Below are 26,016 nucleotides of genomic sequence, written 5' to 3'. Positions count from 1 at the left end.
CCCCATGAGCCCTACTATCGGCTCGCCATGACAGCAGCAGGGAACCACCAGGTGAGCCGAGCGGAGACCGCCCGCCGGGGCAACCGGCAGAGCCGAGCGGGCATCAGAGACGTCGCCGCCGCCGCCGGTGTCTCCATCACGACTGTCTCCGACGCTCTTAACGGCAAGGGCCGGCTCCCGGACGCCACCCGACGCCATGTCCGCGAGGTCGCCGAACGGCTGGGCTATCGCCCTTCCGCGGCGGCCCGAACCCTCCGTACCGGCAAGTCGGGCCTGATCGGCCTGACCGTGACGACATACGGGGATGAACCTTTCACCTTCACCGAATTCGCGTACTTCGCGGAGATGGCCAGAGCCGCGACCTCGGCCGCGCTGGCCCGCGGCTACGCCCTTGTCATCCTGCCCGCCACCTCCCGGCGCAGCCCGGTCGACGTGTGGTCGAACGTCGCGCTCGACGGCACCGTCGTCGTCGATCCGTCCGACCACGACCCCGTCGTCAGCGAACTGGTGCGCCAGGGCCTGCCCGTGGTGTCCGACGGCCGCCCGGCCGGGTCGCTGCCGGTCACCGCCTGGGTCGACAACGACCACGAGGCGGCGGTCCTGGAGATCCTCGACCACCTCGCGGCGGCCGGAGCCCGCCGGATCGGGCTGCTCACCGGGACCACCACGGACACGTACACCCACCTGTCCACGACCGCCTACCTGCGCTGGTGCGAGCGCGTCGGCCAGGACCCCGTCTACGAGTCCTACCCGGCCCACGACCCGTGTGCCGGCGCGGTCGCGGCCGACCGGCTGCTCGCCCGACCGGACCGGCCCGACGCCGTGTACGGCCTCTTCGACCCGAACGGCACCGATCTCCTCGCGGCCGCCCGCCGGTACGGACTGCGCGTCCCGGACGACCTGCTGCTCGTGTGCTGCAGCGAGTCCACCGTCTACGCCACCACCGAGCCGCCGATCACCACGCTCTCGCTCAAACCGCGGCGCATCGGCACAGCCGTCGTCCAGCTCCTGATCGACGCCATCGAAGGCCTGGACTCGGGCCGGCCCGTCGAGCAGGTGATACCGACGGAGCTGATCGTGCGCACCTCGTCCGAGCGACGTCCACCGCGTACGACGGTCAGCCCACCCCGCTCACCCGAGCCCGGTTGAGCGGGCCGCTCGGCGGGGAGAACCCCCGTCAACCGGCACTGCCCGGCACGGCCCGGCCGTGACTTGTGAGGAAACCCCTACCCAATTCGGGAGAAAACCTCGGTGAACTGGGGTTCAGCACTGATTCACCACCCCTGGTGCACCACACAGCGCGAGCCGCATTCCTATGATGGGCGGACGACACCGCGGGCCGCTGCGACCAGGCAGTCCGATCTCGGTGCAATGCGGCGCAATGGTGGTGGAGGGGTCGATGACTCAGGGGGCCGGTCAGGGACCCGATGTGCGGACGGCGACGTTGCGCGACTTCCGCGTTCCGGCGTACGTCCATGAGACCGGTCCGGTCCAGGGGGACCCGGCGGGCGGGGCGGCTCCGGGCGCCCCAGGGGTGATCCCCGGAGAGCTGGACGAGGGGTACACCCCCACCCAGCGCGACCTGCCGGTCATCAACCGCGGCGACACCGTGCAAGTGGAGGTGCAGGCCATGCCCGAGCCTCCGCAGGCACCGGCGTCCGAGGAGCACGGCCCGCTGTTCGTCGTGGGCGATGTGCACGGCTATCTGGACGAGCTGCTCGGCGCGCTCCGGGAGCAGGGCCTCATCGACGCCGACGGCGACTGGTCCGCGGGCAACGCGCGCCTGTGGTTCCTCGGCGACTTCACCGACCGCGGCCCGGACGGCATCGGCGTCATCGACCTCGTGATGCGCCTGTCCGCGCAGGCGGCGGCCGCGGGCGGCTACTGCAAGGCCCTGATGGGCAACCACGAGCTGCTCCTGCTCGGCGCGAAGCGGTTCGGCGACACCCCGGTCAACTCGGGCGCGGGCACGGCCACGTTCCAGGCCGCCTGGCTCCTGAACGGCGGCCAGAAGACCGACATGGAGCGCCTCGAGGACCACCATCTGCAGTGGATGGCCCGCCTCGACGCGATCGAGTCGGAGGACGGGCATCTCCTGATGCACTCCGACACGACCGCCTATCTGGATTACGGCGACTCGATCGAAGCCGTGAACGACACGGTCCGCGAGACCCTCACGCGCAACGACGCGGACGAGTGCTGGGACCTCTTCCGGAAGTTCACCAAGCGCTTCGCGTTCCGCGACGAGTCGGGCCCGGCTGCCGTACGCGAACTCCTCGACATGTACGGCGGCCACCGCATCGTGCATGGCCACAGCCCCATCCCGTATCTGCTCGGCGATGTCGGCTCCGAGGATGACTCGGACGGCGGCGGACCCGTCATCGAGGGACCGCACATCTACGCAGGCGGACTGGCCATCGCCATGGACGGCGGCGTGACCATGGCCGGAAAACTGCTGGTCTGCCAACTGCCCCTGGATAACTGAGCGTTCCTGGGGCAGGTGCACCCCTACACGATCACGCTGGCCAAGGGGCCTTTTTCTGGAAACCCCCTGTCACCGCGTGCCGTCACGGCTCTACCATCGGCTTATCCGTAGCAGGCTCCCCTCCGTTTCTGCCCGACGGCTCGTAGCCATGCGAGCCCCAAGCCCTACGGAGCATCGGGGGATGCACATGAACAGCGCTCCACACCTGCTCAATGAGGACCGCCCCGAGTACGAGCGGATCCTCGATGAGGCGCTGCGCACCGCACCGAATCGTCCTGATCTCGCCGCAGTGGGCGAACGGCTCAATCCCGAACAACTGCGCACCATGGCACTGAACGCCACTGCGCTGATCACTGCCGCCGCCACGACCGAGTACACGCACTATGTGAAGGTCCGCGAAGAACTGCGCGAAAGCGGATCTGCCGCACCATCGATCCGGGAGCGAAGTCCCGAGGGTCCGGCGGAAGCCGGCTCCGGCGGCCTCGGTCTCGCCACCACGATGGGGGAGGTCACCACCCAGGCTTCTGGGGCGGGGGCCATCGCCGTCGTCGCGGTGCTCGCACCCGTACTCGCCGGGGCGGCCGCCGCGATCTTCCTGCTCGTCGGCTACATCCTGAAGATGCTCAACCCCGAGCCCGCCTTCGCGGACACCCTGCTCACCGCGGGATGGCTGTTCGGCGCGCTCACCGCAGGGGGCATCCTGATCGCGGCGGTCGGCCTGCTCCTGACGGCCCTGCGCAACGGCTCCACCTCGCTCCTCGCCGGTTCGTACGGCGATCAGAACGAGGAGGTGGTCCGCGCCAGGGAAGCCTGGGGCGAGGCACTCCTGGAGCGCGGCCTCCTTCCGTTCCTGCGGGAGGCGCTCGCGGATCCAGGGGCGGCGCACGCAGCTCGTACGCCGTCGGCGGACCCGAGCAGCCGCATGCCCCAACTCGGCTATCACAGGCCGGGATTCAGCAGCCCGGAAGGCGGCCCGGCGGCGGGACCGCGCCCGAGCTTCTCGAGCCCGGACTTCTCGAGCCCGGACTTCGGCGGTCCCGACCACAAGCCGGAGTAGCGGGCCAGGCACGGCTCCGGGCGGACGGCGGCGACCGCCCGCCCGAAGAGCCATGCCGTGACGCAGGTCCGTCGCGATCAGTTGACGATCAGCCGGTGATCAATCGGCGATCAGTCGGCGATCAGTCGGCAATCGGGAGATACACGCGGTTTCCGGCTGCCGCGAACTCCTTGGACTTCTGGTCCATGCCCGCCGCGATCTCGTCCTGCGTACCGCCGTGCTCACGCCGGATGTCGTGCGAGATCTTCATGCTGCAGAACTTCGGCCCGCACATCGAGCAGAAGTGCGCCGTCTTCGCGGGCTCCGCCGGCAGTGTCTCGTCGTGGAACTCCCGTGCCGTGACCGGGTCGAGGGCCAGGTTGAACTGGTCCTCCCAGCGGAACTCGAAGCGCGCGTCCGAGAGCGCGTCGTCCCAGTCCTGCGCGCCCGGGTGACCCTTGGCGAGGTCCGCCGCGTGGGCCGCGATCTTGTACGTGATGACCCCGGTCTTCACGTCGTCGCGGTTGGGCAGGCCCAGGTGCTCCTTGGGCGTGACGTAGCAGAGCATCGCCGTGCCCCACCAGCCGATCATCGCGGCGCCGATGCCCGAGGTGATGTGGTCGTACGCGGGTGCGATGTCCGTGGTCAGCGGGCCGAGCGTGTAGAACGGCGCCTCCTCGCAGATCTCCTGCTGAAGGTCGATGTTCTCCTTGATCTTGTGCATCGGGACGTGTCCCGGGCCCTCGATCATCGTCTGTACGTTGTGCCGCTTGGCGATCGTGTTGAGTTCCCCGAGGGTGCGCAACTCGGCGAACTGCGCCTCGTCGTTGGCGTCCGCGATCGAGCCGGGGCGCAGACCGTCGCCGAGCGAGTACGTCACGTCGTACGACGCGAGGATCTCGCAGAGCTCCTCGAAGTTCTCGTAGAGGAAGCTCTCCTTGTGGTGCGCCAGACACCAGGCCGCCATGATCGAGCCGCCGCGCGAGACGATGCCGGTCTTGCGGTTGGCGGTCAGCGGGACGTACGGAAGGCGCACGCCCGCGTGCACCGTCATGTAGTCCACGCCCTGCTCGGCCTGCTCGATGACCGTGTCCTTGTAGATCTCCCAGGTCAGCGCCTCGGCCTGGCCGTCGACCTTCTCCAGTGCCTGGTAGAGCGGCACGGTCCCGATGGGGACGGGGGAGTTGCGCAGGACCCACTCGCGGGTGGTGTGGATGTTGCGCCCGGTGGACAGGTCCATGACCGTGTCGGCGCCCCACTTGGTCGCCCAGGTCATCTTGTCCACCTCCTCCTCGATGGAGGAGGTGACCGCGGAGTTGCCGATGTTGGCGTTCACCTTCACCAGGAACTTCTTGCCGATGATCATCGGCTCGATCTCCGGGTGGTTGACGTTGGCGGGGATGACCGCGCGGCCCGCGGCGACCTCCGCGCGCACGACCTCGGGATCGAGGTTCTCGCGGATCCCGATGAACTCCATCTCGGGCGTGATCTCGCCGCGGCGGGCGTACGCGAGCTGCGTCACCGCCTGGCCACCGCGGCCCCGGCGCGGCTGGCGCGGGCGGCCGGGGAAGACCGCGTCAAGGTTCTTCAGGCCTCCGCGCGGCGAGGTGTGCTTGATGCCGTCGTCCTCGGGGCGGGGCGGGCGGCCCACGTACTCCTCGGTGTCGCCGCGGGCGATGATCCAGTTCTCGCGCAGGGGCGCGAGACCCCTGCGGACGTCGGTGTCGATGGACTCGTCGGTGTACGGCCCCGAAGTGTCGTACAGGGTCACGGCCTTGCCGTTGGTGAGGTGCACCTGTCGGACCGGCACTCGCAGGTCGGGGCGCGAGCCCTCGACATACGCCTTGTGCCAGCCGATGGACTTCCCGGCCTCGTCGCTCTCGTTCTGCGTCGAGGCAGGCGTGCGTGCGTCCGCTGTGGTCATGAGACCTACTCCCTACGCCGGCATTACCCGGTAACAGGTTCGGCGGTCGACGCAGCGAATTCCGTACGGCTCGTGCACTGTTTGTGCCACTTCGTACGGAGGTCAGCGCCCTCTCAGCCCGGTGCTCCGAGCTCCCGCGATTGCAAAGGTGGCTCCACGCTAGCGTCATATCGGGCGCGCTGAACAGAGGGCCCCCTCCGTTCTTGCGATGATCGGGCAGTGACCACCACTGAGCCGCCGTCCCAGCCGCCCGTCCCGAACGCGCCTCCGGAGCCGCATGGGCACTCCCACAGCCATGGTCCGGCGGCGCCCGTCTCCAAGCATCTGCGCAAGGTCATCGCCGCCGTACTGATTCCGTTCGCCACGGCGGTCCTCGTGGGGCTCGCGGTGTTCTGGCCCGGTGGCGCACCGTCCCACGAGCGCACCGGAGTCGGCTTCGACCGGCAGACCCAGTCGGCCGACGTCACGAAGGTGCAGGAGCTCCCCTGCAAGGACGTGAACGCCTCGCAGACCCCGCCCAACGGCGACACCTCCACCGCCGAGGGCCAGTCCGCGCAGTCCCGCGCGAAGGGCGTCTGCAAGAAGGCGACGATCGAGGTGACCAGCGGCAAGGACAAGGGCCGCACCTTCACCGAGATCGTCCAGCCGGACTCACCGCGGCAGTTGCGCGAGGGCCAGCAGGTGGTGGTCGCCTATGAGCCCACGGCCCCCGAGGCGCTGCAGTACTCGGTCACCGACGTGAACCGGAAGTTCCCCATGGCGCTGCTCGCCGGGATCTTCGCGCTCGCCGTCGTCGTGGTGGGACGGATGCGCGGCCTCATGGCCCTGATCGCCCTGGCGTTGAGCTTCGTCGTCCTGACGTTCTTCATCCTGCCCGCGATCCTCCAGGGCTCGAACCCGCTGGTCGTGGCGGTGATCGGGGCCAGCGCCATCATGCTGATCGCGCTCTATCTGTGCCACGGCCTCACGGCGCGTACGTCCGTCGCCGTCCTGGGCACGCTGATCTCACTGCTCCTCATCGGACTGCTCGGCTCGCTCTTCATCGGCTGGGCCTCGCTGACCGGCAACACGGACGACAACACCGGCCTGATCCACGGGCTCTACCCCGGCATCGACATGAGCGGCCTGCTGCTGGCCGGCGTCATCATCGGCTCGCTCGGTGTGCTCGACGACGTGACCGTGACCCAGACGTCCGCCGTCTGGGAACTGCACCAGGCCAACCCCACGATGGGCTGGCGCGGTCTGTACGGCGCGGCCATCCGCATCGGCCGCGACCACATCGCCTCGGTCGTCAACACCCTGGTCCTGGCCTACGCGGGCGCCGCTCTGCCCCTGCTGCTGCTGTTCTCGATCGCACAGAGCAGCGTGGGCACGGTGGCCAACAGCGAGCTGGTGGCCGAGGAGATCGTGCGCACCCTGGTCGGCTCGATCGGCCTGGTCGCCTCGGTGCCGGTGACGACCGCGCTCGCGGCCCTGGTGGTCTCGGCCGACCGGTCGGCCCCCGCGGGTGCTGGTGCCGGTGCTGGTGCCGGTCGTATCGGCGCTGGTGCTGGTCGTATCGGCGCTGGTGCCGGCGCTGGTGCCACCCCGGTCGCCAAGCAGACCCGTGGCGGAAAGGGCCGACGCCGCAAGGCCTGAGCCGCCGATGCCACGAAATGCACCAATCTGCCGTACGGCCTCGCCCTGCGGCTCGCGAGAGGTCAACCCGCGCTCTGCTCCTCCGCGAGGATCCGGTCGAGCGCTTCGTCCAGGTGCGTCTCGAGGTCGGCGAGCGCCCGCTCCTGCCCCAGCGGAACCAGCTTGTCCGTACGGTCCAGGAAGGCGAGCAGCGGCGGGATCCCCACCCGGAACAGCGCCTGGTCCCCACCGACCTGGAGCCTGATGAGCGCCTCGTCGAGCAGTTCGGGATCGGTGGGCGCGATGTGCACGTCCCCGTCGCCGCACGCGCCGCCCACCCCGTCGACCAGCAACTCACGGCCGAAGGCCCAGGTCACAGGGGCGTCCCCGGGGAGGTGGAAGGTCAGCCGGACGGCGTAGGGATCGCCGCTCTCATAACGCAGCTCCACCGGGATGCGAAACGACAGCTCCTCGGAAACGAGGAAGCTCATCATGACCTCTGCCTGGACCGACTCGCGCATCGCCCGCCTACCCCGTCGCTAAAGCTCGACTGGCCAGGAACCAACTCCCTGACACTCATGGCATCTTGCTTAACGTACACATCAGATCACAAGGAGTGAGTTTTCAGATGCTGATAGAGAAGGCAAGTGTCCCTAGTAGCCTTCCGAGTTCATTCTGCAACCGTTCAGCTGCAGGAAGTAGCCGATCTGCTTGATAGGCGGGCACGGAAATCGCCATCGTGGCCGCCGTGTTGCCCGCGGTGATCGGAATCGCGGCGCAGACCGTCCCCAACGCGTACTCCTGCCGCTCCACCACGGGTTTCATCCGGCCCATCCCGTCCAGGCGGCGCATGAAACTACGGTCGTCACGGACCGAGTACCGAGTGATCGACTGCACCGGATAGCGGGAGAGGTGGTCCTGGCGCTGCTCGTCGTCGAGTTGGGCGAGCAGACACTGCCCGATCGCATGGGCGTGTCCCGTCTCGCGGAAGTCGGCCCACTCCTCGACCGCCGGATTCCCCGGCGTGTCCGCGACGGCCACGACCTCGATCTCGCCCTCGCGGTAGACGGCGAAGTACACCGGTACCCCGATGGAATCGCGCCAGTGCTCCAGGGCCTCGCCGATCATGCCGCGACGATTCTGCTGCGCCCCGCTCGCGCTCAGCCGCTCAGCCGCCTCGCCGAGCACGAACACGCCCTTCTCCCGGCAGAGATAGCCCTCGTGGGTCAGCGTGCGCAGCAGGTGATACGCCGTGGGCAGCGCCAGCCCGGCCTCCCGGGCCAACTGCTTGGCGGGCGCGCCCTCCTGATGTGCGGAGGCGGCTTCCAGCAACCGCATCGCCCGCTGCACCGAACCAATGAGAGTCGGTGCGGCGGCAGTTGACGCCGTGACGGTCGGCGATGCCCCGAACGGAGGGTCGTTGGACGAGATGTCGGCGGGTGTGGCGTCAACCGTGGCCAAGGTTCACTCCCGAAACGCGTGGGGGTTCCGCCCGTGCCCGGGATACACGGGTGGGAGCGCGGTGCGCCCGCGCGCGGGGCTCGCCCCGCGTCGGTTTTCGGACTCTAACCGTTGGCCGACGGGCTAAGGCGCCGCACCAGGAAACTTCCCCCACCCGAGCGAACTGTTGCGGGAAGTCACCAATCGCTGCGCGAAGAGGTGGAGCCGGATATGAACTTCCGTACGACGTAGATGAGTCCACCCACCAGCGCGACGAAAATCAGTGCCTTGAACAACAGGCCGACCACGAATCCCACGACGCTCGCTATCAAACCGCCGAACACGACCAGGGCGATGACCGGCACCGCGATCCACTTCACCCACCACGGCAATCCCGAGAAGATCTCCTGCGCTGCCATCGTCCTTACCTCTCTCCGCATCTGTCCTACTTCTTGCATTCGATGCTAGGGCGGCGGAGGGCCCGACGGGGGCCTCGCATCCCTTGTCCTCCCCTGATCCGCCCCCTAGGGAACCCCGAGGTCGGAGCCCTGAGAAGTCAGCCCTCCGGCGTAGAGGACTCAGCCTTCCCCCTCCGGCGTAGAGGACTCAGCCTTCCCCTTCCGGCGTGGAGGACTCAGCCTTCCGGTGGCGAGAAGACGACGAGCACGCGCAGGTCCTCGCTGATGTGGTGGAACTTGTGGGCGACCCCGGCCGGCACGTACACGACACTGCCGCGCGCGACTTGGGTGGTCTCCATGCCGACCGTGATCGACGCCCGGCCGCTGACGATCATGTACACCTCGTCCTGCTGATGCGGCTGCTGCGGATCCGACTCCCCGGCGTCGAGCGCGTACAGCCCGACCGACATGTTCCGCTCGCGCAGAAACTGCAGATACGCGCCGTCGTTCGCGGCGCGCTCCGTCTCCAGTTCATCCAGCCGGAATGCCTTCATCGTCCTCGTACGCCCCTTGCCCCAGGTCGCGAGCCGACCGCTCTGGCCGTCCGTCTGCAACGATCAGACACATGAAGAATTTCGTAGTCAAGACGATCGCCAACGCGGCGGCCCTGGCCGTAGCCGTGTGGCTCCTCGACAAGATCACCCTGACCGGCGACAGCACGGGCAAGAAGACGCTCACGCTGATCGTCGTCGCACTGCTCTTCGGCCTGGTGAACTTCCTGGTCAAGCCGATCGTGAAGGTGCTCACGTTCCCGCTGTTCATCCTGACGCTCGGCCTGATCACGCTCGTGGTCAACGCCCTGATGCTGCTGCTGACCTCGTGGCTGGCCGACAAGTTCGACCTGAGTTTCCACGTCGAGGGGTTCTGGACCGCCGTCCTGGGCGGCCTGATCATCTCGATCGTGTCCTGGGCGATGAACGTCGTCCTGCCCGACGACAAGGACTGAGCCCGCCCCATGGCCTTCTCCGTGTGCTTCGTCTGCACCGGCAACATCTGCCGGTCCCCCATGGCCGAGTCCGTCTTCCGCGCACGGGTCGACGAGGCCGGACTCGGTGGCCTGGTCGTGGTGGACAGTGCGGGCACCGACGGCTGGCACGAGGGGGACGGCGCCGATCCGCGCACCGTCTCCGTCCTGACGGCGGCCGGGTATGAGAGCGACCACGTGGCGCGCCGCTTCCAGGCCTCCTGGTTCTCCCGGCTCGACCTGGTGATCGCCCTGGACTCCGGCCACCACCGGGCCCTGCGCCGCCTCGCGCCCACACCGGCCGACGCGGACAAGGTGCGGCTGCTGCGCTCGTACGACCCCGTGGCCGCCGGCCTGGGCGACCTGGACGTCCCCGATCCGTACTACGGGGACGACGACGGGTTCGAGGCGTGCCTGAGAATGGTGGAGGCGGCGAGCGACGGCTTGCTCGACGCCGTACGCGAAGCAAGGGAAGGGCGGGCGGCATGACGGACTCCGCAGCGATATCCGCGGACGACGGCGCAGGCACCGGCGCGGGAGCGGGCACCGGGATGGGTGACGGCACGAGAGCGGTGCGGGCCGGCCTCCCCGAGCCCGTGAAGCACGAGCCGACCCTCCCGGGCCCGGTCTTCGCCGCCCACTTCCACCTGCCGGGCGACCCGACCGGGCCGTACACCTACGGACGCGACGACAACCCGACCTGGACCCTTCTCGAGCAGGCCATCGGCGAGCTCGAGGCTCCGGCCGAGGCGCCGGGTGAGGCCCCGGGCAAGGGGAGTGACGGGGCCGCAGGCACCGACGTCGAGACCCTGGTCTTCGCCTCCGGGATGGCCGCCATCTCCGCGGTGCTCTTCTCGCAGCTGCGCGCCGGTGACGCCGTGGTCCTGCCGGACGACGGCTATCAGGCGCTGCCCCTGGTCAGGGAGCAGCTCACCGCGTACGGCATCGAGGTGCGCACCGCCCCGACCGGCGGCGACGCCCAGCTCGACGTCCTGGACGGCGCCAAGCTGCTGTGGATCGAGACCCCGTCGAACCCGGGCCTCGACGTGTGCGACGTGCGGCGCCTCGCCGACGCGGCCCACGCGCGTGGAGCCCTGGTGGCGGTCGACAACACCCTGGCCACGCCGCTCGGCCAGCGCCCCCTCGAACTCGGCGCGGACTTCTCCGTGGCCAGCGGCACCAAGATGCTCACCGGCCACGGCGACATCCTCCTCGGGTACGTCGCCTGCCGCGATGCCGAGTTGACCGCTGCCGTGCGGCGCTGGCGCAAGATCGTCGGGGCGATCCCGGGGCCGATGGAGGCCTGGCTGGCGCATCGCTCGCTCGCCACGCTCCAGCTGCGCGCCGACCGCCAAAACGCCAATGCCCTGGCCCTGGCCGAGGCGCTGCGGGGCCGCGACGAAGTGACCGGGCTTCGCTACCCGGGGCTGCCGGACGACCCCTCGCACAAGATCGCCTCGCAGCAGATGCGGCGCTTCGGGTGCGTGGTCTCCTTCACGCTGCCCTCGCGCGAGCGTGCGGACCGGTTCCTCGACGCACTGCGTCTCGTGGACGACGCGACGAGCTTCGGCGGCGTGCGTTCCACCGCGGAGCGGCGTGGGCGCTGGGGCGGGGACGCCGTCGCGGAGGGCTTCATCCGCCTCTCCGCCGGGTCCGAGGACCCCGATGACCTGGTCGCGGACGTGCTGCGCGCACTGGACGAGTCCGCGGGCTGACGGCCCCCGAGTGCGCGCGGGCCGCTCCCGGCTAGTACCGGGCTACGCACAACGAACGGTCCGAGCCTCCCCCCTCGTGGCTCGGACCGTCCCGGTTCTGCGCGCGAAGAACCGCGCGCACAAGGCTAGTTGACTCTGTGTCAGTGTCCAATCACAGTAGCGACAGAGACCTATCGACATATTTATAGTTGGGCGCGGCCCGAGGGCCGGGAGGGGAGGGTGCCGCCGTGGATCTGGCCCTGCTGCGCACGTTTGTGACCGTGCACCGGGCCGGTTCCTTCACGCGCGCGGCCGCCCTGCTCGGTCTCTCGCAGCCCGCCGTGACGTCGCAGATACGCACCCTTGAGCGGCAGCTGGGCCGCCCCCTGTTCCTGCGCCAGGCGCGCGGCGTGACCCCCACGACCATCGGGGACGAGCTCGCCCACAAGGCCGCGCCGCATCTCGACGCCCTGGTGGAGATCGCCGAGACGGGCCTCGAAGAGGACTCCTCGGTACGCACCCTCCACCTCGCGGGGCCCTTGGAGTTCACCGCGGCCCGCGCGTTACCCGCTCTCACCACGCTGACCGGGCAGGACGGCCAGGGCTTCGCTCTGCGTGCCTCGTTCGGCAACGCGGAGGAGGTCATCGAAGGGCTCTCCGCCGGTCACCATGACCTGGCCATCACCACGGCCCGGCCACGCGGCCCGCTGGTCACCGCGACGCCTCTCTGCGACGAGGAGCACGTCCTGGTCGCGGGCCCGCCCTTGGCCGCCCGCATCGGCCCCGGCAAGCTGCGCCGCAAGGGCGCCTCCGTGCTCGAGAACCTGCCGGTGGTGGAGGTGCACGAGTCGCTGCCGCTGGTCGCCCGCTACTGGGCCGCCGTCTTCGACACCCGTCCGGCCGCATCGGGCGCCGTCATTGTGCCGGACCTCCGGGCGGTGCTCGCCTGCGTCGCCGCCGGGGCCGGGCTCGCCGTGCTGCCGCGCTATCTCTGTGCGCCCGCTCTGAAGAGTGGCGAGGTCGTGGCCCTGCTCGACCCCGCGGTGCCCCCGTTGCGCACGTATTTTCTCGCCGTACGCACCGGCACGCTCGCGATGCCGCACATCGCGCGGGCGCACGAGTGGCTGCTGCGTGCTGCCGTCGACTGGGCTTGAGCGGGACTCCGACTGGTTCACGATGTTTCACGTGGAACAGTCCGGGCCACATTTCTCCCATGACCGTCCGACCCGTGGTCAAGCGCACCGCACGCGCCATCCTGCTCGATGGCGATGACCTGATCCTGATCAAGCGGACCAAGCCCGGCGTCGATCCCTACTGGCTCACCCCCGGTGGCGGCGTGGAGCCGGAGGACGCCACCGTCGTCGACGCGCTCCATCGTGAGGTGCACGAGGAGCTCGGCGCCAAGATCTCCGACGTCGTGCCCTGCTTCGTGGACACCGTCGAGCACATCGGCGAGGACGGTGGCGCGACCGGCGTCAAGGTCCAGCACTTCTTCGTCTGCCGTCTTGAGTCCATGGACATCTCGCTGCGGCACGGCCCCGAGATGGAGGAGCCGTGCGGCGAGTACGAGATCGTCCACGTGCCCTTCACTCGGGTCGGGATCGCCTCGGTCCATCTCGTTCCGCTGTCGCTGCGGCACTATCTGGACGGCAACATCGAAGGCGTACGCGCGATGCACGCCCCTGATCTGGGCTGATCCGTTCCCGGGTTGACCTGCTCTCTGGCCGACCCTCAGTCGGCCGCCGCCACCAGTTCTTCCACGGAGTCATGGCGGATCCGGCCGGCCGGGATGCCGATGTCCCGCAGCGCGTCCACGCCGCTGCGGATCATGCCGGGCGGGCCCGAGAGGTAGGCGTCGTACTCGTTCCAGGGGCCGTACTCGCGCACGGCGTCCGGGAGCTGGGCGTGATCGTCGACGACCGGGCGGACCGAGAGCCACGGGTGGGTCTGCTGGAGGCGCAGCATCGTGTCGATGTCGTACAGGTCGTGGTCCGTACGGGCGCCGTAGAAGACCTCGACCGGGCGCCGTTCGCCGTGCTCGGCGACGTCCTCGACGAGCGCCTTGATGGGGGCGATACCGGTGCCGCCGCCCAGACAGAGCAAGCCGCTGTCGGTCGTGTGGTCGACGGTCATCGAGCCTGCTGGCGCGCCAAGACGCAGGACGTCACCGGGCCGCGCGTGGTGCACCAGGGCGTTGGAGACCCAGCCCGCGGGGACGGCCTTCACATGGAACGAGAGCAGCCCGTCGGAGCGCGGTGCCGACGCGAACGAGTAGTGCCGCCAGATCCGCGGCCACCAGGGCGTCTCCAGGCTCGTGTACTGGCCTGCGAGGAAGGGATAGGGCTGGTCGGGCCGGACGGTGACGACAGCGATGTCAGGCGTCCTGAGGTCGTGCGAGACGACCTCGGCGAACCACCAGGCGGGGGCGCGCAGTTCATCCGCGGCGGCCGCGTCGATCATGATCTGGGAGATCGTCGTGTACGTCCGGACCCACGCGGCCTCGGTCTCCTCGTCCCAGACCGCGCTCCCGTACCGGCTGAGCGAGCCGATCAGACACTCACCGACGGCCGGGTAGTGCTCGGGCCTGGTGCCGTACTTGCGGTGTCCGCGGCCCAGGTTCTTCAGGTACGCGGTGAGTACCTCGGTGTTGTCGATGTGCTCCGCCGCGGTCAGCAGCGCCTTGAGCAGCCGGTCGCGCTGGGTGTCCATCGCGGCGGGGAACAGCGGGCGCAGGTCGGGGTGGCGGGTGAAGAGCAGCGCGTAGAAGTACGAGGTCACCTTGTCGGCGACGGGGCCTATTTCGGCCATCGTGCGCTGGACGCGGATCGCGTCGGGGGAGCCCTGAGGGACGGGCGTCGGTTCGGGCCGCGACTGCGCCTGCGCCTGGGGGGCGGCCTGCCGCTGCGGGCTGCCGGGCTGTCCCTGCGGAGGCTGCTGCCGTGGCTCCGGTACGCGCTCGGGGCGCGGCTCGGGATGTGATGCCGGGGCGTGGGGAGCGCTCTGCGCCGCGGCCGGAGCGGACGCCGGTTCCGCCGCGTCCCGGGCGGCCGGTATTCGCTCGTCGGCAGCGCGCTCAGCTTCAGGTGCGGGCTGGGCCTGAGGAGCGGATGTGGACGCGGCGCCGGACCTGCCCAGCGGGCGTATGGCGGACACACGGCGGCCCTCGGCCGCCTCGGGCTCACTGCCCTCGGGCTGTGTCGGCTCGCCGCCCTCCGACGGCTTCGGCGCCTTGCGCGGTGTGAACCAGCCGCCTCCACCGCCGCTGTCGCCGGAAGTGCCGTTGCCCGCCGACGTGGTGGTCGGAGCGTCCATGCTGTGCCTCGCCTCGAACATCTCTCAGTCGGTCCGTGCACTTCCCTGTAGGAAGCCGCTTACGTTCCCCGCTCTGCCTCGGTAGCCAATGTGGCCACATTGAACCTCGGATTACCGGACCCTACGGACAAGTAGGCAGCAAATGTGACATTGCCCGCAGTCATCTCACCGCAGCGTCCCATCCCTCATCGTCACGCCGGTCGCATAACGGAAAGTTCAGGTCTTCGATCTCTTCGCCCCGTTAGGCTGCGTTGACCTCCGCCCGTGCCCCCCAGGGGTGCACTGAGATGCACCCGGCCCGAACCGGACTCGACCATACCGGCAGCCGCCCGGCGCACAAGTCCCGCCGTACTTCACCGGGAATTCAGCGGCCCGCGTCCGTCAATTGCTCCAATTACCAGGCGGCGCGCACCAATTCATACGCCTTACGCAGATCCCGCCCGACATAAGAGTGGGTGGCGAGCCCGACCAGCCGCTGATCCGCATTGACAGCGACCGAAACAGGCACCGCTCCGAACAGCTCCACGTCAGAGAGCGAGTCGCCATAAGCGACGCAATCGGACCGCCCCACCCCGAACTCTTCACAGAGCCGGTTCGCGATCTTCACCTTGGCCGCGGCGTTGAGAATGCCCGTCGGATTCACCGGCTCGGTGAACGGCACAGCGGGGAAAACCGATCCATACGCGGCATGTGCGCCCCAGCCGAGCAGCCGCTCCACGAAGAACGACGGCGACAGCGAGATCACCGCGCAGTAGTCGCCGCCCTCGCGGATCTCGGCCCAGGTCTCCCGGATCCCCATCAGCCACGGCGCTCCCTCAAAGGCGGCTGTGACCTGCGCGTCCGTGAGTTCCGCCCACAGGGCGTGCACACGCACCGCGTATTGGGGCGAGTCAATCTGCCGGGCCAGGAAATCCCGTTCCAGCTCCGCGATCTCAGTTTCGAGGCCGAGCTGGCGCGAGATCTCCACGGGCGCCGCCGTGCCGTGCAGCAGCGTTCCGTCCAGGTCGAAGAGGTGAAGGCGTGCCATGTACGCCGAGGCTAGTACCCGCGGTTACTCCCGCTGTCAGACGCCATCGGCCGCAGCTCCCGGCACCGTGTTTCACGTGAAACTAAGCCGCCCCGCTCGCCGGGCCACCCTCGTCGTCCATGTCACCGCCGCCGCCGGCTGGCTCGGGCTCACGCTCGGCCTGCTCGCGCTGGCCATCGCGGCCATCACCACGGATTCAGCCCCGGTCATCGAAGCCGCCGCGCGCTCCATGAAGCTCTTCGCGGACTGGCTGGTGCTCCCCCTCGCGCTGCTCACGCTCCTGAGCGGCCTGCTGCTGTCCCTCGGGACTCCCTGGGGCCTCGCCAGGCACCGCTGGGTCTACACGAAGTTCTGGCTGACCCTGGCCACCACCGCCGCATCGGCCTTCGCGCTGCGTCCGGGCATCAACGACACGGTCGCCACCGTGTCCGCGGGCTCCCCCGTGACGGATCCGACCGGCCTGATCGCCGGCCCCATCGTCTCCCTGAGCGCCTACCTCTTCATGACGGTCATCTCGGTCCTCAAGCCCTGGGGCCTGACCCGCCGTGGCCGGAAGCAACGTGGCCAGAACCGACGTGCTTCTGCCCACAAACCGGTGGACGCCAAGGACGTACGTCAGACAGCCTGAGCCGCGTGTCGACACCTACCCTCTCCGCACTGCCCATCCGCCGGCTGACCCTCCGTGATGTCACCGCCTGCGCCGACCTGTCGCAGGACCGCGGCTGGCCACGCGAGGACCACAAATGGGGGCTGCTGCTCTCCGCCGGCACGGGATACGGCATCGACGACCCCGACGGTGACGGCCTCATCGCCGCCTGCGTGGTGACCGAGTACGGACCACAGGAGCGCCCCGGCCTCGGAGCCATCGGCATGGTCCTCATCGCCGAGCGGTACGCCCGCAAGGGCCTCGGCCGTCGCCTGATGCGATACGTCGTCGAAGGCGCCGGCACCACCCCGCTCACCCTCCACGCGACGCCGAGCGGCCGCCCCCTCTACGAGCAGCTCGGATTCAAGACCATCGGCCGCGCCGAGATGGTCCGCGGCCGGATCACCCCCGGCGGCCCGCTGCCGGATGTCGCCACCCGGCCGGCGACCGCGGAGGACCTGCCCGCGATCGTCCGTCTCGACACCGAGGTCTTCGGCCTCGACCGCACCCACGTGCTCACCCGGCTTCCCGCCTTCGTCGACCAGCTGCGGGTCGCGGAGGCGGACGGCACGATCACCGGTTACGCGGGTGCCTGGCCGAACATGGAGACTCATGTCATCGGCCCTCTGATCGCCCGGGACACCGAGACGGCGAAGGCCCTGATCGCCACGCTAGCCGCGGGCTCGGACCGGCCGCTGCGCACCGACATCGACGTACGCCATGAAGAGCTGCTCGCCTGGGTGAAGGAGCGCGGCCTCGCGCCCATCGCCTTCAACACCGTGATGACGTACGGCGTCCCGGAGCTGCCCGGCGACTGGACCCGTCGTTTCGCGCCGCTGACCGTGGCGGCCGGCTGACCACACGCAGAGGCCCGCCCTCAAGTACCGGATGGTTCCGGGTGCTTGAGGGCGGGCCTTCGTCATGTCGTCACGCGGTGTCGCACCAGCGGTGTCGTACGGAGCGCGAGCGGTCTCGTACTACGCGAGCGCCTCCACGGCCGCCGTGGCGAACCCGTGGTCCTGCTCGGGCGCCCCGCCGCCGACCCCGATGGCGCCGATCAGACGGCCGTCACGGTGGACCGGGACGCCGCCGGCGATGAAGAGCAGCGGCCGGTCGAGAGCGGTGGGCAGGGTGTGGAAGGGCCCGTCGGGCTTGACCAGGTCGACGAGGTCGGCGGTCGGGGCGTTGAGCTGGAGCGCCGTGTACGCCTTGCGGGTGCTGGTCTCGCCGGAGATCAGCACGGCCCGGTCGTCGCGCCGGAAGGCGAGCAGATGGCCGCCCGCGTCGAGGACGGTGACGCTGACCGTGACATCGGCTGCTTCGGCGGCGCGGCGGGCCTCGGTGATGAGTACTTCGGCGTCCTGCGTGGTCAGCGGGGCGACGGCGGGGGTGGTGGTGCTCATGAGGTTTCTCCTGTGCGGTGGTGCTTATGGGGGGCTGGAAGGGGGTCAGTGGTGGACGGGTGTCGCCTGCTCGACGGGGGCCGCGCCCGCGACGACCAGGCTGGGAGCGGCCGAGCGGCGCTCCAGGGCGGCCGAGACGACGGCCAGGACGAGCGCGGAGCCCGCGAGGACGGCGCCCACCCAGTTCGGGGCGGTGTAGCCGAGCCCCGCGGAGATCACGAGGCCGCCGAGCCAGGCCGAGAGCGCGTTGCCGAGATTGAAGGCGCCGATGTTCATGGCCGAGGCGAGCGTGGGCGCGCCGGAGGCCTGGTCGAGCACCCGCTTCTGCAGCGGCGGCACGGTGGCGAAGCCCAGGGCACCGATCAGCGTGATGGTCACGGCTGCCGCGATCTTGTTGTGCGCGGTGAGGGTGAAGAGGGCGAGCACGACGGCCAGCGCGCTCAGCGAGATGTAGAGCAGCGGCATCAGGGCACGGTCCGCGAACTTTCCGCCGATCAGGTTGCCCGCGACCATGCCGAGGCCGAAGAGGACGAGAAGCCAGGTCACGGAGGAGTCCGCGTAACCGGCGACGTCCGTCATCATCGGCGCGAGGTACGTGACGGCCGCGAAGACACCGCCGAAGCCGAGGATCGTCATCGCCATGGCGAGCAGCACTTGGACATTGCGGAACGCGGCCAGCTCATGGCGCAGCCGTACGCCTTCGGGCTTGGGCAGGTCCGGCACGAGCTTGGCGATACCGGCCAGGCCGATGACGCCGAGGCCCGCGACGACGGCGAAGGTGATGCGCCAGCCGAGGGTCTGCCCGACGAGCGTGCCGAGCGGCACACCGACCACGTTGGCCACGGTCAGGCCCGTGAACATCATGGCGATGGCCCCGGCCTTCTTCTCGGGTGCGACCAGTTCGGCCGCGACGACCGAGCCGATGCCGAAGAAGGCACCGTGGGCGAGCGAGGCGACGACACGGCCCGCCAGCATGACGCCGAAGACCGGTGCCACCGCGGAGAGCAGGTTGCCCACGATGAACAGGCCCATGAGCAGCATCAGCATCCGCTTGCGCGAGATGCGGGTGCCGAGAACCGTCATCAGGGGAGCGCCGAGTACGACGCCGAGCGCGTAGCCGGTCACCAGAAGACCGGCGGTGGGGATGGAGACGCCGAAGTCACCCGCGACCTCAGGGAGCAGTCCCATGATCACGAACTCTGTGGTCCCGATTCCGAAGGCCCCGATCGCGAGGGCCAGTAGCGCGAGAGGCATGGTTCTACCTTCCAGACGGTTGCAGGTGCGCTTAGCTTGCGTCCACAATAGTTGCACACGCGGGTTACTTGCAACCGCCGGATATTGCAGTGGTGGACTATCCTGGTCTTCAGCCGCTCCGGGACGGAGGAAACAAGAGCCATGACAGCGACGGACCCCGCACTGACCGCCCTTGCGCAGGGCTGGTGCACGCTCTCCCTGCTGCACGGGAAGATCGAGACCCATATCGAGCGCGCCCTGCAGGCCAAGCACGGCCTGAGCGTGCGCGAGTACTCCCTGCTCGACGTCCTCAGCCGTCAGCACGACGGGGAGGGCGGCCATCTGCAGATGAAGCAGGTCGCCGACGCCGTCGTACTCAGCCAGAGCGCCACCACACGGCTGGTGACCCGGCTCGAGGACCGTGGGCTGCTCTCCCGCTACCTGTGCCCCACCGATCGCCGCGGCATCTACACGAACGTCAGCGAGTCAGGCATCGCGCTCCTCGACGAGGCACGCCCGACCAATGACGCCGCTCTGCGCGAGGCACTCGACGAGGCGGCATTGAACCCGGAGCTCACGCCCCTGGTCAGGGCCGTGGAAGCGGTGCGCGTACCGGCGTAGGCCGTCTGCAGGCACAGCGGCCTGCCGCAGAGGCAGGTGGCTGCATAGGCTGCGCCTCATGGGAGATCTTGAGATACGCCCGGCGGTCGCCGACGACATCCCCGCCATCGTGGAGATGCTCGCCGACGACCCCCTGGGCAGCGCGCGCGAGTCGCCGAACGACCTCACCCCGTACCTCGCGGCGTTCGAACGGCTCGCGGGAGACCCGAACCAGCACCTGGTCGTCGCCGTGCGCGAGGGACGCGTCGTCGGCACACTCCAGCTCACGATCGTTCCGGGCCTGTCCCGGAAGGGTGCGACGCGGTCGATCATCGAGGGCGTACGCATCCACGCCGACGAGCGCGGCGGCGGCCTCGGCACCCGATTCATCGAGTGGGCCGTCGAGGAATCCCGCCGCCAGAACTGCCAGTTGGTACAGCTGACCTCGGATGCCACCCGCACCGATGCCCGCCGCTTCTACGAGCGGCTCGGGTTCACGGCCTCGCATGTGGGCTTCAAGCTGGAGCTCTGAAGCTGCCGTTGACATGACGGGCCGGTGGTTCGTCTGACGCGTGACGTGCCGGTGGTTCGTCGTGTTTCACGTGAAACACGACGAACCACCGGCCTCTCACACACTTCTACTGGGGAAGCCCCCGCCAACCCTCCGGGTCCACCCCGCCCGGCACCGGAGTACCCGCGTCGTACGGCTCCCGTGTGAAGAAGAACGACCCCAGGTCGAGATGGCTCACCGACCCGTCGGGCCGCCGCACCGCCCGCAGAACCTCCCCGGCGAAGTAGCCGTCCAGGCCGGTCCAGGCACCGTCACCGTTCGGCCGGAACCGCGAGCCGCGGCCACCACCCGCGAGGGGCGACAGGTCGACCGCCCCGTCGGCCTGCGGCCGCAGCACGAAGGTGCTGGTCCCCCAGTACCAGGGCCCCGCAAGCTCCAGCAGAGCCTCATCCAGCTCGGGCAGGGGTCGCCACGCCTCCGGAATGCGCGGCTCGGCCTCGGCCACGATCCTCAGCAGGTCAACGGCCAGCGCGGTCACGGCAGGGCCGGAGGTGCAGTTGGTCAGCGTGACCGCCACCAGACCGTCCTCCTCGCTCGCCCACAGCCCGGCCATGAAGCCAGGCAGCGAGCCCCCGTGCCCGACCAGAGTGTGACCGTCCCCGCCGATCAGCTGCGTGCCCAGGCCGTACGTCACGTTCCAGTCCCCCGGCAGCGCGGGCGACGCCGGTACCCGCATCTCCCGTACCGAATCGGCGGACAGAACCCGGTCGTCGCCCTCCAGGAGGAAGGCGCCGAAGCGCGCCAGATCCGCCGTCGTGGACCACAGCTGCCCGGCCGGGGCCATGAGACCCAGGTCCTCGGACGGTTCGGGCATCATCACGTCCGCCCACGGATGGACGGCCCAGCCGCCCGCGTGCGGTGCCTGCGGCTGGGCGCTCGTGCGGTCAAGGCCCAGCGGCTCCAGGATCTCGCGACGCAGCACGGCTTCCCAGGAGTCGCCGCGCAGCGCCTCGATCAGCGAACCGAGCAACGTGTAACCGGGGTTGGAGTAGTGGAACCGGCGGCCGGTGGGGTGCTTGAAGGGCTTCTCGCCGAGTACGTCCTCAAGCTCGGGACGCTGCGACGCGGGCGTACGCTCCCACCACTCACCGGGGGTCTCGGCCGCCAACCCACTGGTGTGCGCGAGCAGTTCCGCGATGGTGGAGTCGCCTGCGGCCGTGCCCGGAAGGTGCTTCTCCAGAGGGTCGGAGAGATCAAGGACTCCCTCGTCGCGCAGCCGCATCACCAGCACTGCGGTGAAAGTCTTGGTGATCGAGCCGATGCGGTACTGAACATTCTCGTCCGGTGCGTGCCCCTCGACGCAGGTGCGCCCCTCGGTCCACACCAACTCACCGTCCCTGAGCACCGAGGCGACGAGCGAGGGCGCCCGTCCCTCCGCCTGGGCGGTGGCGACACGGTGCACAAGGGCTCGGCGGGTGGTGGGCAACAGCTCTTCACGGGGTGATGTCATGGCCCTAGTCCACCCGCGGAGAAGCCGTGCGTCGAGCGAATTCCGCCGACCGCGCTATGCGGATCGCGCGCCCGTGGCCTTGAAGAACGTGTAGTGGAAGGTCCCGTCGTCGTCCGCTGTCCTGCGCAGGTCGGCGATACCGCGGTCCCAGTCGGTCTCGGTGATGAGCGCGGCGGCCAGTGCGTCGTCCCTGACGGACTCGATCATGGCGATGAACGTGCTGCGGGTGAAGCCTTCGACCAGCTCGGGCCGGGTCCGGTCCGCGTAGACGGTGCGTGGCCGCACCCTGACGCCGTCGTATCCGGCCTGCGCGAGGAGCGGTTGCAACTGCCGCCCGACCAGGGCGTTTCCACCCCCATCGGCCTGGAGCCGAACCAGGCAGTCGATCGCCGCACGGGCATGGACGCTGTCGGGATGGAAGAACGCGGACCCGTGGTCCCCCTCGATGACGGTGATGGTCCCGCCGGGCCGCAGCAGCCGCCGCAGACCGGCGAGCGCATGCTGGGCCGCCGCCAGATGCTCCAGGACGAAGCACACGAAGATGTGGTCGAACTCGGCGTCCGGGAAGGGGAGGGCGAAGAGATCGGCGCGGCACCACCGCACGTGTGCGTCGGGCGCGTGCGCCGTGACGCGGGCGCGGGCCTTCGCCAGTGAGTCCGCCGACCGGTCGACGGCCACGAAGTGCGCACCTGGGCTGGAGTCGACCAGGTGGACGGTCTGGGCGCCGACCCCGCAGCCGACCTCCAGCACTCGGCTCCCCGGCGGATACGCCGTGCCGTCGTGCAGCAGCGCGGCGAGGGTGTCCGCCTGGTCTCCCAGCCGGCGGGCCTCGCGGTGCGAATATCCGTGGACGTAGTCAACTGCCAGGCGGGCGGCGGGATCCGGCGTCGGAAGAGCGGTGTCGGCGGTGGTGGCTGCTGCTGTCTGCATGACTTCACCCTGCTGCGACTATGGCCCGGTGAACAGGTCCAATGACTGCGCCACTGACCGGTCCAATGACCTCCCCGCCGGGCGAACAACACCGCACGGGACGGAAGCCGCAGGAGGCGAGGCAGGCTCCGGAACGTACGCGGAACCGGTCGGCACGGACTTCCTCCAGCTCACGATCGACGACGCCCCGGCGGGCGGACGAGCGGACTGGCTGGCCCGGCACCTTCGCAGCGCGATAGCCGACGGCCGCCTTCCGGTGGGCAGCAGACTCCCGGCGACCCGGGTCCTGGCAGGCGAACTCCGCGTATCCCGCGGCGTGGTCACCGAGGCCTACCAACGCCTGGGCGAGGACGGGCACGTCGCAGGGCGCGGGCGGAACGGCACCGTGGTGGTCGCCGCCCCGGCGAAAGCCCCGCCCACCGTGCCCACGGACCCGCCTGTGCCGCTTCCGGGCGCCCTGTTCGACGCCCCGCCCGGCACGGACATCTTCGACGCGCTGCGGGCCGCCCCGGCCCGGATCGATCTCTCGCCCGGAGTGCCCGATCTCGCCGCGTTCCCCCGCGCCGCGTGGCTGCGTGCCGAACGCGCCGTGCTCAGAGAGCTTTCGGCGTCCGCCTTCGGATACGGAGACCCGCGCGGTGCCCCCGCCCTGCGCATGGCCGTCGCCGACTGGCTGGCCCGCAACCGTGGCATCCGCGCCGACCCCGGCCATGTCGTCATCGCCGCGGGCACCGCCCAGACCCTCAGCCTGCTCGGCCAGGTGCTGCACGGCGACGGCATCCGCGCGGTGGCCGTGGAGGACCCCGGCTCGCTCGGCGCCCGCCAGCATCTGCGCAACTGCGGCCTGGGCACCCCGCCGGTCCCGGTCGACGCCGAGGGCATCCGCGTCGACGAACTGCGTGCCACGGACGCCTCCGCGGTTCTGCTGACTCCGGCACACCAGTTCCCGACCGGAGTGGTGCTCGGCGGCGAACGGCGGCGTGACCTGATGAGCTGGGCCGCCGAGCGCGATGGGCTGATCATCGAGGACGACTACGACGCCGAGCACCGCTACGACCGCGCCCCGGTCCCCGCACTGCGCTCCCTGCTCGCCGAACACGTCTGCTACGCCGGGAGCGTGTCCAAGCTGCTCGCTCCGGCGCTGCGCATCGGCTGGGTCCTCGCGCCGCCGAGGTACCGGGACGCCCTGGTCGCCGCCAAGCGCTTCGCCGACCTCGGCAACGCCGTACTGCCGCAGCTCGTCCTGGCCCAGCTGATGGAATCGGGCGCCCTGGAACGCCAGTTGCGCCTCCTGCGAGGACGTCATCGCCGCCGGCGTGACGCGATGATCGCCGCTGTCGGAACCCATCTGCCGCACGCCGTCGTGCACGGCGCCGCGGCGGGACTGCACCTGACGATCACCTTCGACGCGGGCTTCCGCGACACCGATCTCGCGGCGGCGGCCCTGGCCCGCGGTGTGAAGGTCCAGCCCCTGTCCTGGCACAGCCAACGACCGCACCGCCCCGGCCTGGTGCTCGGCTACGCCGCCCCCACCGCCACCGACATCGCCGAGGGCATGGCCACGCTCGGCGAGACCGTGCGGCACCTGTCCTGACGTGCCGCCGTCACTGCTACGTCTGCGCCATGTCCACGAAGCGCGAGTAGTGGCCCTGGAAGGCGACCGTGATCGTCGCCGTCGGGCCGTTACGGTGCTTGCCCACGATGATGTCCGCCTCGCCCGCGCGCGGTGATTCCTTCTCGTACGCGTCCTCGCGGTGCAGCAGGATCACCATGTCCGCGTCCTGCTCGATCGAGCCGGATTCACGCAGGTCGGACACCTGGGGCTTCTTGTCCGTGCGCTGCTCGGGGCCACGGTTCAGCTGCGAGAGCGCGATGACCGGGACCTCGAGCTCCTTGGCGAGCAGCTTCAGGTTTCGCGACATGTCCGAGACTTCCTGCTGGCGGCTCTCGGCACGCTTGGAACCACCTGACTGCATCAGCTGCAGATAGTCGATGATCACCATCTTGATGTCCGCGCGCTGCTTGAGGCGGCGGCACTTCGCGCGGATCTCCATCATCGACAGGTTCGGGGAGTCGTCGATGTAGAGCGGAGCGGCCGAGACCTCGGGCATCCGGCGCGCGAGCCGCGTCCAGTCCTCGTCCGTCATCGTGCCGGAGCGCATGTGGTGCAGCGCCACCCGAGCCTCCGCGGAGAGCAGGCGCATCGCGATCTCGTTGCGCCCCATTTCCAGGGAGAAGATGACGCTGGGCAGGTTGTGCTTGATGGACGCGGCGCGGGCGAAGTCGAGCGCGAGCGTGGACTTACCCATGGCGGGACGGGCCGCGATGACGATCATCTGGCCGGGGTGCAGGCCGTTCGTCAGCGAGTCGAAGTCGGTGAAGCCCGTCGGCACACCGGTCATCTCGCCACTGCGCGAACCGATCGCCTCGATCTCGTCGAGCGCGCCCTCCATGATGTCGCCGAGCGGCAGATAGTCCTCGCTGGTGCGCTGCTCGGTGACCGCGTAGATCTCGGCCTGGGCGCTGTTGACGATCTCGTCGACGTCGCCGTCCGCCGCGTATCCCATCTGCGTGATGCGCGTGCCCGCCTCGACGAGGCGGCGCAGGACCGCCCGCTCGTGGACGATCTCCGCGTAGTACTCGGCGTTCGCCGCCGTCGGCACCGTCTGCACCAGCGTGTGCAGATACGAGGCCCCGCCGACCTTGGTGATCTCGCCGCGCTTGGTGAGCTCTGCCGCCGCGGTGATCGGGTCGGCAGGCTCGCCCTTGGCGTACAGGTCGAGGATCGCCGTGTAGATCGTCTCGTGTGCGGGACGGTAGAAGTCGTGGCCCTTGAGCACCTCGACGACATCGGCGATGGCGTCCTTGGAGAGCAGCATGCCGCCGAGCACGGACTGCTCGGCGTCCAGGTCCTGCGGCGGTACGCGCTCGAAGGCGGTGCCTCCGCCGTCCCAGCCGCCGCCTTCACGGCCCCGGTCGTGCTGCTCGTCGCGGCCCCTGCCTCCGTCACGGCGCTGACGGGAGGCGGGCAGACGGTCACTGGGACCGCTGTCGGCCCAGGGGTCGTCCAAGGGCTCGGAAATACTCACCGGGCCACCTCCCTCACGTCCGCCGCGCGGACCTCGCCGTGCCCTTCTTTCTTACGGCACGACACTGACAAATGGGCGGCCCAACTCCGGTTCTGACGCGTCGGTTTTTCGAGCTTTCCGAGGTCGGATCACGAGGG

26 protein-coding genes and 1 riboswitch are annotated in these 26,016 nt (G+C 69.7%); of the genes, 14 read left to right on the top strand and 12 right to left on the bottom strand.

Annotated elements, in window-relative coordinates; genetic code table 11:
- The first annotated feature begins 27 nt into the window (after positions 1-27).
- The 3 genes from ABZ833_RS27175 (at position 28) to ABZ833_RS27165 (ending at position 3,542) form a co-directional block, all read left to right on the top strand.
- Positions 28-1,149, top strand: coding sequence for a LacI family DNA-binding transcriptional regulator (locus ABZ833_RS27175; RefSeq protein WP_249588937.1), 1,122 nt, complete (start codon positions 28-30; stop codon positions 1,147-1,149).
- A 250-nt stretch (positions 1,150-1,399) separates the two neighbouring features.
- The gene (locus tag ABZ833_RS27170) at positions 1,400-2,485 is read left to right on the top strand and encodes a metallophosphoesterase (RefSeq protein WP_361051387.1); all 1,086 of its coding nucleotides are present in this window, start codon (positions 1,400-1,402) and stop codon (positions 2,483-2,485) included.
- A 181-nt stretch (positions 2,486-2,666) separates the two neighbouring features.
- Entirely contained in the window at positions 2,667-3,542 is an 876-nt protein-coding gene (locus ABZ833_RS27165; RefSeq protein WP_361051384.1) for a hypothetical protein, read from the top strand.
- A 121-nt stretch (positions 3,543-3,663) separates the two neighbouring features.
- On the opposite strand, the gene thiC is transcribed toward ABZ833_RS27165, so the two are convergent.
- Positions 3,664-5,445 carry a phosphomethylpyrimidine synthase ThiC gene (thiC, locus tag ABZ833_RS27160; RefSeq protein ID WP_361051381.1) on the bottom strand — a complete coding sequence of 594 codons (1,782 nt, stop codon included), beginning with the start codon at positions 5,443-5,445 and terminating at the stop codon, positions 3,664-3,666.
- Positions 5,438-5,593: riboswitch (TPP riboswitch) on the bottom strand. Its footprint overlaps the gene before it by 8 nt.
- A 71-nt stretch (positions 5,594-5,664) precedes the next feature.
- Here thiC and ABZ833_RS27155 point away from each other — a divergent pair.
- Positions 5,665-7,083 (top strand): YibE/F family protein, encoded by a 1,419-nt coding sequence (locus ABZ833_RS27155; protein WP_361051378.1) that lies wholly within the window; start codon positions 5,665-5,667, stop codon positions 7,081-7,083.
- A gap of 62 nt (positions 7,084-7,145) precedes the next feature.
- Here ABZ833_RS27155 and ABZ833_RS27150 read toward each other — a convergent pair whose 3' ends face one another.
- From ABZ833_RS27150 to ABZ833_RS27135, 4 genes are all read right to left on the bottom strand, one after another.
- Positions 7,146-7,583, bottom strand: a complete 438-nt coding sequence (locus ABZ833_RS27150; protein ID WP_249588933.1) for an SsgA family sporulation/cell division regulator — start codon at positions 7,581-7,583, stop codon at positions 7,146-7,148.
- Between the two features lie 103 nt (positions 7,584-7,686).
- Entirely contained in the window at positions 7,687-8,412 is a 726-nt protein-coding gene (locus ABZ833_RS27145; RefSeq protein WP_361051809.1) for an IclR family transcriptional regulator C-terminal domain-containing protein, read from the bottom strand.
- A 287-nt stretch (positions 8,413-8,699) separates the two neighbouring features.
- Entirely contained in the window at positions 8,700-8,921 is a 222-nt protein-coding gene (locus tag ABZ833_RS27140) for a DUF5326 family protein (RefSeq protein ID WP_249588932.1), read from the bottom strand.
- A 215-nt stretch (positions 8,922-9,136) separates the two neighbouring features.
- Positions 9,137-9,454, bottom strand: a complete 318-nt coding sequence (locus ABZ833_RS27135) for a cupin domain-containing protein (RefSeq protein ID WP_160506069.1) — start codon at positions 9,452-9,454, stop codon at positions 9,137-9,139.
- Between the two features lie 71 nt (positions 9,455-9,525).
- Between ABZ833_RS27135 and ABZ833_RS27130 the strand changes: the two genes are divergently transcribed.
- From ABZ833_RS27130 to ABZ833_RS27110, 5 genes are all read left to right on the top strand, one after another.
- Positions 9,526-9,906, top strand: a complete 381-nt coding sequence (locus ABZ833_RS27130; RefSeq protein ID WP_361051373.1) for a phage holin family protein — start codon at positions 9,526-9,528, stop codon at positions 9,904-9,906.
- 9 nt (positions 9,907-9,915) lie between these two features.
- On the top strand, positions 9,916-10,413 hold the full coding sequence (locus ABZ833_RS27125) for a low molecular weight protein-tyrosine-phosphatase (RefSeq protein WP_361051370.1): 498 nt from the start codon (positions 9,916-9,918) through the stop codon (positions 10,411-10,413).
- Positions 10,410-11,639: a cystathionine gamma-lyase gene (locus tag ABZ833_RS27120; RefSeq protein WP_361051367.1), complete on the top strand. Its 1,230-nt coding sequence runs from the start codon at positions 10,410-10,412 to the stop codon at positions 11,637-11,639. Before ABZ833_RS27125 ends, ABZ833_RS27120 begins: the two co-directional genes overlap by 4 nt.
- 227 nt (positions 11,640-11,866) lie before the next feature.
- A complete protein-coding gene (locus ABZ833_RS27115; protein ID WP_361051364.1) occupies positions 11,867-12,772 on the top strand; it encodes a LysR family transcriptional regulator in 906 nt (301 codons plus the stop codon).
- Between the two features lie 59 nt (positions 12,773-12,831).
- A complete protein-coding gene (locus ABZ833_RS27110; RefSeq protein ID WP_249588927.1) occupies positions 12,832-13,314 on the top strand; it encodes an NUDIX hydrolase in 483 nt (160 codons plus the stop codon).
- A 35-nt stretch (positions 13,315-13,349) separates the two neighbouring features.
- On the opposite strand, the gene ABZ833_RS27105 is transcribed toward ABZ833_RS27110, so the two are convergent.
- On the bottom strand, positions 13,350-14,930 hold the full coding sequence (locus ABZ833_RS27105) for a globin domain-containing protein (RefSeq protein WP_361051360.1): 1,581 nt from the start codon (positions 14,928-14,930) through the stop codon (positions 13,350-13,352).
- Between the two features lie 394 nt (positions 14,931-15,324).
- The gene (locus ABZ833_RS27100) at positions 15,325-15,957 is read right to left on the bottom strand and encodes an HAD-IB family phosphatase (protein WP_361051357.1); all 633 of its coding nucleotides are present in this window, start codon (positions 15,955-15,957) and stop codon (positions 15,325-15,327) included.
- A 76-nt stretch (positions 15,958-16,033) separates the two neighbouring features.
- Between ABZ833_RS27100 and ABZ833_RS27095 the strand changes: the two genes are divergently transcribed.
- Together ABZ833_RS27095 and ABZ833_RS27090 are read left to right on the top strand one after the other, a co-directional pair.
- Complete coding sequence (locus tag ABZ833_RS27095; protein WP_361051354.1) at positions 16,034-16,585, top strand: DUF2269 domain-containing protein; 552 nt, start codon at positions 16,034-16,036, stop codon at positions 16,583-16,585.
- A gap of 5 nt (positions 16,586-16,590) precedes the next feature.
- A complete protein-coding gene (locus tag ABZ833_RS27090) occupies positions 16,591-17,460 on the top strand; it encodes a GNAT family N-acetyltransferase (protein WP_361051351.1) in 870 nt (289 codons plus the stop codon).
- A gap of 120 nt (positions 17,461-17,580) precedes the next feature.
- On the opposite strand, the gene ABZ833_RS27085 is transcribed toward ABZ833_RS27090, so the two are convergent.
- Both ABZ833_RS27085 and ABZ833_RS27080 read right to left on the bottom strand, forming a co-directional pair.
- Positions 17,581-18,006: a heme-binding protein gene (locus ABZ833_RS27085; RefSeq protein ID WP_361051348.1), complete on the bottom strand. Its 426-nt coding sequence runs from the start codon at positions 18,004-18,006 to the stop codon at positions 17,581-17,583.
- A gap of 45 nt (positions 18,007-18,051) precedes the next feature.
- On the bottom strand, positions 18,052-19,260 hold the full coding sequence (locus tag ABZ833_RS27080) for an MFS transporter (protein WP_361051345.1): 1,209 nt from the start codon (positions 19,258-19,260) through the stop codon (positions 18,052-18,054).
- A gap of 141 nt (positions 19,261-19,401) precedes the next feature.
- Here ABZ833_RS27080 and ABZ833_RS27075 point away from each other — a divergent pair, with 141 nt between their 5' ends.
- A complete protein-coding gene (locus ABZ833_RS27075) occupies positions 19,402-19,860 on the top strand; it encodes a MarR family transcriptional regulator (RefSeq protein WP_361051342.1) in 459 nt (152 codons plus the stop codon).
- 58 nt (positions 19,861-19,918) lie between these two features.
- Positions 19,919-20,371: a GNAT family N-acetyltransferase gene (locus ABZ833_RS27070; protein WP_361051339.1), complete on the top strand. Its 453-nt coding sequence runs from the start codon at positions 19,919-19,921 to the stop codon at positions 20,369-20,371.
- 106 nt (positions 20,372-20,477) lie between these two features.
- Here the strand turns inward: ABZ833_RS27070 and ABZ833_RS27065 are convergent, their stop codons facing one another.
- Both ABZ833_RS27065 and ABZ833_RS27060 read right to left on the bottom strand, forming a co-directional pair.
- A complete protein-coding gene (locus ABZ833_RS27065) occupies positions 20,478-21,860 on the bottom strand; it encodes a serine hydrolase domain-containing protein (RefSeq protein ID WP_361051336.1) in 1,383 nt (460 codons plus the stop codon).
- Positions 21,861-21,914: 54 nt separating this feature from the next.
- Entirely contained in the window at positions 21,915-22,790 is an 876-nt protein-coding gene (locus ABZ833_RS27060; protein WP_361051333.1) for a methyltransferase domain-containing protein, read from the bottom strand.
- A 175-nt stretch (positions 22,791-22,965) separates the two neighbouring features.
- On the opposite strand from ABZ833_RS27060, the gene ABZ833_RS27055 reads away from it, so the two are divergent.
- Positions 22,966-24,384 carry a PLP-dependent aminotransferase family protein gene (locus tag ABZ833_RS27055; RefSeq protein ID WP_361051806.1) on the top strand — a complete coding sequence of 473 codons (1,419 nt, stop codon included), beginning with the start codon at positions 22,966-22,968 and terminating at the stop codon, positions 24,382-24,384.
- Between the two features lie 16 nt (positions 24,385-24,400).
- On the opposite strand, the gene dnaB is transcribed toward ABZ833_RS27055, so the two are convergent.
- Positions 24,401-25,879 (bottom strand): replicative DNA helicase, encoded by a 1,479-nt coding sequence (gene dnaB, locus ABZ833_RS27050; protein WP_344525039.1) that lies wholly within the window; start codon positions 25,877-25,879, stop codon positions 24,401-24,403.
- Between the last annotated feature and the right edge of the window lie 137 nt (positions 25,880-26,016).

Source organism: Streptomyces sp. NPDC047525 (genome assembly GCF_040643025.1).
Taxonomy (GTDB): domain Bacteria; phylum Actinomycetota; class Actinomycetes; order Streptomycetales; family Streptomycetaceae; genus Streptomyces; species Streptomyces durmitorensis.
The sequence above is the reverse complement of the archived record's forward strand: the minus strand, read 5'-3'. Positions and strand labels throughout refer to the sequence as shown.